At 57.4% G+C, this 7,118-nt stretch carries 4 protein-coding genes and 1 pseudogene; 2 read left to right on the forward strand and 3 right to left on the reverse strand.

Annotated features, from left to right (window positions below):
- Window positions 1–64 precede the first annotated feature (64 nt).
- The 3 genes from IVA75_RS08025 to IVA75_RS08035 all read right to left on the reverse strand — a co-directional run bounded on the left by IVA75_RS08025 (window position 65) and on the right by IVA75_RS08035 (window position 4,397).
- The gene (locus IVA75_RS08025; protein ID WP_256465086.1) at window positions 65–1,300 is read right to left on the reverse strand and encodes an FAD-binding oxidoreductase; all 1,236 of its coding nucleotides are present in this window, start codon (window positions 1,298–1,300) and stop codon (window positions 65–67) included.
- 1,162 nt (window positions 1,301–2,462) lie between these two features.
- The gene (locus IVA75_RS08030; RefSeq protein ID WP_247282776.1) at window positions 2,463–3,086 is read right to left on the reverse strand and encodes an NUDIX hydrolase; all 624 of its coding nucleotides are present in this window, start codon (window positions 3,084–3,086) and stop codon (window positions 2,463–2,465) included.
- Between the two features lie 819 nt (window positions 3,087–3,905).
- Window positions 3,906–4,397: a GNAT family N-acetyltransferase gene (locus IVA75_RS08035; RefSeq protein ID WP_247282777.1), complete on the reverse strand. Its 492-nt coding sequence runs from the start codon at window positions 4,395–4,397 to the stop codon at window positions 3,906–3,908.
- 516 nt (window positions 4,398–4,913) lie between these two features.
- On the opposite strand from IVA75_RS08035, the gene IVA75_RS08040 reads away from it, so the two are divergent.
- Together IVA75_RS08040 and IVA75_RS08045 are read left to right on the forward strand one after the other, a co-directional pair.
- Window positions 4,914–6,131 carry an MFS transporter gene (locus IVA75_RS08040; RefSeq protein ID WP_247282778.1) on the forward strand — a complete coding sequence of 406 codons (1,218 nt, stop codon included), beginning with the start codon at window positions 4,914–4,916 and terminating at the stop codon, window positions 6,129–6,131.
- Window positions 6,132–6,529: 398 nt separating this feature from the next.
- A pseudogene (locus IVA75_RS08045) lies at window positions 6,530–6,825 on the forward strand (chorismate mutase).
- Window positions 6,826–7,118: the final 293 nt, after the last annotated feature.

The raw sequence follows: 7,118 nt of genomic DNA on the forward strand, positions 1-7,118 counted from the left end.
TTTACTGATTGAACCATAACATAACTGTTCAGCCGCGCAAGGTTAAACTTGCGCGGCTTACTGGTTATCGCAGGCGGTATGGCGCGCTCGAAATACGTGGTGCGCGGCCCGCGACAAGGTCGGAGATGATAGCCGCAGTCATGGGGGCTCCGCTGATGCCCATGTGACCATGACCAGTGGCGAACAAGATGGACGCGTGCTTGGGATGGGCGCCGATGATCGGGAGGCTGTCTGGAGTCGATGGTCTTACGCCCATCCAGTCATTCACCTGGCTGATGGATATGTCCGGGAGCATTGTGCGGGCGTATGCTTGCAGCTTCTTGTTCTGCTTCGCATCACGCGGCGCATCAGGCGCATCGAATTCGGCGATGCCGACGATGCGCAGTCCTGCGTCGAGGGGCGTTGCAACGAAGGCTGCCGCTGCGTCGGTGACCGGGCGGCTGATGGCGCCGAACGTCCCCGGCATCGTAATGTGATAGCCACGCTCGCTGGCCAGCCACAGGGAAACTCCCAGGGAGCGGGCCAGATCGCGGCTAGTGATACCCGCTGCGATAACGACGGTGTCATAGCGGTGGGGCCCGGCACTGGTCTGCAGCGTTACACCTTCCGTGCTCGGCTCTACGGCCTCAACCCGCGCGGCCTGAATTGAAACGCCAAGCGCAGCGGCTCGCTCCATCAGACCCTCTACGAGCGCCAGAGGGGAAGTCACATGACCACTGTTTGGAAAGTATATCCCGCGTTTGTAGTCGCGGGATAAAGCTGGCTCCAATTCGCGAAGCTGGTCGGCGCTCAGCCTCTCAAAGGTCACGCCATGCTTCGTCCGCAGATTGTCCACTCGCTCATCTAGCGCGCTTGGCGTTAGGTCACGCCACACGTGGAGCGCACCGTTCGGCCGGAATAATCGTCTCCAATCGGTGTCGCCGAGCATGTCGTGATAAAGCACGGCGCACGGTTGGTTGAGAGCGTGCAAAGCCGTATACGCCGCCTCCCAAGCCTCCGGGCGTCCCGTACGCAGGAAGCGGACGAGCCAAGGTAGGGTGCGAGGTAAGTCGCGAGGGGCCAGGCGCACTGGACCATTAGCGTCAGCAAACGAGCGCATCGCCCGCCACATGACACCGGGATGCGCCATGGGGAGAGCCGACCCCGCATTGTATTGTGCGCCATTGCCCCAAGAGCAGCCATGGCCGATGCGCCCCGCCTCGACCACGGTGACGTTGTGCCCTTCCCGCGCCAGCATGAGCGCGCAACTTACGCCGACCACGCCCCCACCTATAACCGCGACGGCACGCGATTCAGCCATGTAACATCTCCTGTTCGAACCAAGTCGCGAGCGAGACCGGTCGCGCCTCGATTGGACAGAGTGCTCTCTGCCCGTCAGTTGACATGGTTCATTAGTTCCGATCGCTGCCCTATTGACATATAACAATCACAAGCCGTGGCGGGAATCAATCACCTTCTTTGTTCCGCTAGCGGACTTCCGCCCCCCGCTCGCCTGCCACGGCGGCTGCTGATTTGGCGACGCCTGCATCAGCCATAGTCAAACGCCGTGTGTCCTCACCGACGGCTTGCCTATAAAGCTCACGCCGGGTCAGCTAGGAGCCTTCGTACGCGGCAACTCGCAGGCTTTCTGCGACTTCCGCGAAGGTATCGATGCTGCGTTCCGAGAGCGCACGAGACGGCTTCCTGTGCCCGTTGATAGATGGCCGCAGCGAACGTCTCCGGTGGGCTAGATAAGCAGCGCCGCCTAACGTGATCGTTCTCCCAGTGTGGGCGTCAAACGGCAATTCGATTCGACGGAGCTGAAATTTCTGTGCTTTGAGAGACTGTCCGCAAGCTGCTCCAGCCGGAAGGCCCTTCGTGTAAGTACCTCGTAAGCAGATGAACAGTAACGGAGCGGTAAGCGCCACGTACGCCGGTAGCGAGGGCTGTTCTTTGAAAACACGCTGAGTTGAAGGTTTTCCAACACTTGAACTTCGAAGACATGTCGGGCCAGGCGAAAAGAGATGCACACCTAGTTCAGCTGGGTAGAGCGGGCTCCTGCAAAGGTCGAGGCCACACGTTGCGGTCGTATCGAATGCGCCATTATGTTTGCTCGCGAGCGAGGCAAACGCATTTGAGCGTGGCATGGAGGCGGTCACCAATGCAGTCGAATTTCAGCGCCCTTACTTTTGTTGGTCGACGTGATCGCTAATGAAGCTGCTTGACCAACGTCAGCTACGTTGGGCTGCGATGACGCAATCGAAACCCATTGAGCGTTATGCGCAGCGTCCGCTCTACACCACCGAATGAGTGCCGAAGGGCTCAGTCGCGATCTTCACTAGAAGCGAAGATAGCGACCAGCAACCGACTTTCAAAGCACGCGCAAGGCGCCGTGGTTGATGGCGCCCGAATGATTCTCTCTGTCATGCGGAGCTCTTTATTGGCGGACCAAAGAGTGCGGGCCAAGAGAATGGATCGAGCTCTCAATCGAAGAAGGCAGGTTTGTTCGCGTCAGTTGCGAATGCGAAGGCTGCTTCAACGTCACTCTCGATAGTTCTACCTCGCGACAGCGGAGGTAGCCGATCTTTCGGGAAAAAGATCGCCTCGCTCGTCTCCAATCTGGGCCGGGCCTCACCGCCTGAGAGCCTATCGCAAAGAAAGAAAACTTTGTAGAAATCCCGGACATCAGGCGAATAGGAAGCGCCGGCCTTGTGTCGGACCCCGTAGAGGCGACGAACAGACACTTTCAATCCGGCCTCTTCGTACAACTCCTTTGCGATATTTTGGGCAGCAGAAAGGCCAACGTCTGCAAAGCCGCCAGGCAAGGCCCAAAGACCATCGCTCTTCTCACGGACCAGAAGGACCTTGTTCTCTTCTACGATCGCTCCGCGTACATCGACTTTCGGTGTCGCATAGCCCTTCGCGAAATCAGAGATGAGCCCTTCTATCCTCTCGATGGGAACACTTCCCAAGTTGGCGAGCATTTCATTGGCTATAGAGGCAATCTCCTCGTAACGTTCTCGATCAAATTGATCTCGCGCAAAATGGAGCCCACTAGACGCAATAGCTTGCAATCGCTTCCCATACGTCAGCCACTGAGGCTCCATAGCGCACTCCGTCATCATTCCGGTGACATCATAGCAAACGGCGCATTGAGGCGAAAGCTTATGCTTTGGAATTCAGCCCGAGTCAGCGCAAACAGCCATAAATGACCAATCCCGAGTCGCCGCGCATTCCAGCGAAGTCGCTCCCGCAAAAACGGATTGCGAGGCAGGGTCTTGAATGCCCAGCGCGGCGATCATCGGACAACGAAGGGCGGAATTCGCCGCGACGCGACCTCCTGAAGATCGGGATCTCGTGCCCCAGCTTCTGTGTACGGGTCCTGTGACGGCCCCTGGTACGTCATTTTGAGCTGAGCGCGCTCGTGCGGCGTGAGCGATGTTATGAGGTCGCAAGTTCCAGCGCACGAGTCCGCAGTTTGCGCTTGGCGGGATGTCCTGGAGATCGGCCTGCATCAGAAGCCCGCGTGAATGCTTGTGCCGGTCGCCTCCATACCGCGCGTCCTCGCAAATCGCCGAACGCGAGGCTACGCGGCCGCGACTGATTAAAAACTAGCTCCGCTGTGGCAGGGTGGCCGGTCCGAAGAGCGAATTGGGGTCTAAGGCGCAGCATAGTGGGCAAGCTGACATCGACTGCTTCGATGATGACAAATGTGTTCGGACCAATGGCGAAGGCACCGAAGGCACCGATGGTTCGAGCGGCCGAAATGAGCTTCGTACGTGCGATCGGAAGAGGTGAGACGATGGTCTAGGTTGTTCATGGCGGCACGTCGTGCGGCTTAGGAGGAAGGCTCGATCATGATGTTTCGAAATCGCGCCGGCCTGCAGAGCGATAATATCTGAGGACCGAGTGCTCTGCACTCTGCTCTATGCTTGTGCCATTTCCATGAGGACAATCTCGATCGGATCTCCGCCAAGCCCATGAGAGAAGTATCCCTTCTGGATGGCCCTGAAGCCATGACGTTCATAGAACCGTTGCGCGTTCAGGGTTGACTCGATTTTGATTGGTCCTGGGTGTTCCTTTGCCGCGGCTTCAAGACCAGCTTTGAGCAATCGCTCACCAATTCCGCGGCCTGCTGCCTTCGGCAAAACGAAAAGGCGGGTCACCTCGCCAGGAACTGAGTCGACGAACCCCAATACCTCGCCGTTCTGCTCGGCTATGATCGTGGTGCCCGCAGCGATGACATCCTCGTAATATTTGGCAGTACGTTCTCCCATCCACCCCTCCAGTTGCTCGGGCTTGTAATGGGTGATTGCCAGTCCTTGAACCGATTGTGCCGTCACGTCATAGAGCGCCTGGGCATCGCCAGTGCAAGCCGCGCGCAATACCGTTTCGCCATCAACTTTGGTGCCGCTCATTGGTGATTCCTTCGCAACCATTCACCAAAACTTATCTCAGATTGTGGCCGCAGCATTCCCGCAAAATTGCAGCGGGATGAGCCAAATCGTGATCTATAGCGGGTCGCGTGCACCGAATCGCTGCATCCTGACGCCGCGCATTTGCACGCCCTGCCGGGTGAGAAGATGTACGCGTCATGCCAGCGTGAAATATCTCCACTTCGAAGGGGCCAAGCTGCGAGACGTCATACTCGCCGAGCTCGCCGGGGTGGGGTAGATCGACGCAAAAGCATCAAATAAGCCGCTTTTCGAAACAACAGCGCCGGTTGTAGCGAAAAAACTCCTGGAGGGCTTGTATGATGCGGGGCTTACGCAGCGTGGTGCTAGAATATCCTGACCAGCTTGAGATCACACAGGATGTGGAGAGGTGCTGGGGCCGTGGCAGCTTGGCCGTCGTCCCCGGGTATTCAGGCATGGCCATCGGCTGGCCCTTATCCTGAGTTGCGTGACGGCTTTGAACACCTCACGATGAACTGAATGGCCAGGATCATGAGCTTATCCCCTCCTGATACACGAACAAAGCTAACCCTTGCCGCTCTGATGATCGCTGCGTTCGCCTTTGGCCTAGATACGTTTGTCATCATCGGGGCACTAGAAGTGATTTCTCGTGACCTCAACATTTCAACCGGAGCGGCGGGATGGATCATCTCAATCTACGCACTCTCCTACGCGGTTTTTGCGCCGCTGAATGCCTGGATGTTCCGGGCCCTAAGCCGCCGCAATGTCCAGATCCTATCCGTTTCAATCTTCATCATCGGCAACGTGATCTGTGCGATCGCTCCGAACTTTGCAACCATGGCTGCAGCTCGCGTCATTTCAGCCTACGGCGCAGCCATGTTCACCCCGGCGGCCACCGCATTGGCAACCGAGCTCCTGCCGCCCGGTCGCAAAGGGTCGGCATTGTCCCTTATCTTCGGTGGTATGACCGTTTCACAAGTTGCGGGTGTTCCGGCGACTAGCTGGATCGCTGATGCCATCGGCTGGCGTTTCGCATTCGGTTTCGTGGCAGTTGCGGGGCTCCTGGCATTGCTGATCTTCGCCCCTATGATGTCCGGTGTCTCTGCAAAGGCGCCGGAGCGCGGAAACGGCCCGGCTTCGAAAGACTTCCCCAGGGCTATCTACGGTGTTCTTTCGGTTACCCTATTCGTGGTCATTTCCGAGTTCGTTGTTTACTCCTATGTGAGCGTCATTATCACCGGTTCTCTGCTTACAGGCGTGCCGCTGCTCTCAGCCGCGCTCTTTGCGTACGGTTTCGGAGCTGTGACAGGAAACGCAGCGTGCGGCTTTCTAACCGATCGCTTCGGCCCCTACAAAGTTCTCATTGCGGTGATCGGCGCACAACTAATCGTTCTCGTAGCTCTGGTTGGATTCGGGCATCATGGTGCCTTAACCGTGCTCATCGCATTTCTTTGGGGCAACGCGAGTTACATGTATCTCGTTCCGATCCAGCACCGGCTTCTCGATCTAGCCGGGGAGAGGTCGAAGCTAGTTTTGGCAATGAACAGCTCGACCACATTCGCAGGAATAGCCATCGGGGCCGTTCTCGGCGGTATCCTCGTCGAAACTAGCGGGGTCACATCCCTTGCTGCAGGGTCGATCCTGATTGGCCTCATCGGCTTCGGACTGGCTGTTGCCTTTATGAGTGAAGTTGCAGCTGCAGAAGCTGCCACTCCGGCAGTCCGTGGGTTCGACTAAGGCATACGACCCTATGACCAGACCTCATAGAGCAACGGCATCCACCACTTGGCACGCTCGACGATCCTTCACCGCGCCCAAAGTAAGAATGCGCTGGCCTGGTCGCGCTGGCCCGCACCGCGGCGGCTGGCAGCAGGCTAGGAAGTGCAGTAACGTACGTGGTTCTTGAGATTGTTGGCCGAAGACCCGCCGGCCTCGATGGCCACATGGGCCAATACTGATTTACTGCGCTCGAGTCAGAAATGCTTTCAATGCCGAGGTGGCGTACTGAGATTGATCGAATTCGTTCAATCAGACCGGGCTGTTAGGGCCCAGTGACTCGGAAAGCCTGAAAATGTTTCAGCCAGAGACCCGGTGTCAAGCTGGAAAGTATGGTTGCATAGAAAGGAGGCGCGAACTTGGAAACTCCATCCGAATTGAACGAACTGCGGAGCAGCATCGACAATCTCGATGCGGCCCTTATCCACATTTTCGCGGAACGTTTCAGGTGCACTCGGCAGGTCGGAAAACTAAAAGTGCGACTTCAATTGCCTTCGGCAGATCCAGCTCGTGAGGAACGCCAAGTAGAAAGACTACGCACGCTCGCACAGGCAGCTAGCCTTGCCCAGAGTTTGCCGAGAAGTTCCTATCATTCATTTTCAAAGAAGTGATCCTGCATCACGACCTTACTCGTGGAGCAAACGCCGACGTGTAAAAATGCTCGATCACGCGCGTTCTCGTCGGAGCCGGTGATCTTCAACCTGGCTGAACAGGTATGCGCTCGATCAGTGTAGGTCGTCTTAGCATGGAGGATCACGCTCGAGCCAGAAGCCCGGCCCGCTAAACCACACATTCTCTGAGTCGTTAAATCGCGGCTCACCTACGTGCAACGCGCGAATTGGAAGGTTGTGCGGAATCCGGGGCAAAGCGGCCACCGATTCCGACGGAAGGCGGCCACCGATTCCGATCGAAAGCGGCCACCCGATCCGAACGAATGCGGCCACCCTG

The sequence above is a fragment of the Bradyrhizobium sp. 134 genome (assembly GCF_023074155.1).
Classification (GTDB): domain Bacteria; phylum Pseudomonadota; class Alphaproteobacteria; order Rhizobiales; family Xanthobacteraceae; genus Bradyrhizobium.

What these genes read in the sequence shown, in the direction of transcription:
- IVA75_RS08025 (WP_256465086.1), bottom strand. Translation starts at nt 1,300, where the DNA reads ATGGCTGAATCGCGTGCCGTCGCGGTTATAGGTGGGGGCGTGGTCGGC.
- IVA75_RS08030 (WP_247282776.1), bottom strand. Translation starts at nt 3,086, where the DNA reads ATGGAGCCTCAGTGGCTGACGTATGGGAAGCGATTGCAAGCTATTGCG.
- IVA75_RS08035 (WP_247282777.1), bottom strand. Translation starts at nt 4,397, where the DNA reads ATGAGCGGCACCAAAGTTGATGGCGAAACGGTATTGCGCGCGGCTTGC.
- IVA75_RS08040 (WP_247282778.1), top strand. Translation starts at nt 4,914, where the DNA reads ATGGCCAGGATCATGAGCTTATCCCCTCCTGATACACGAACAAAGCTA.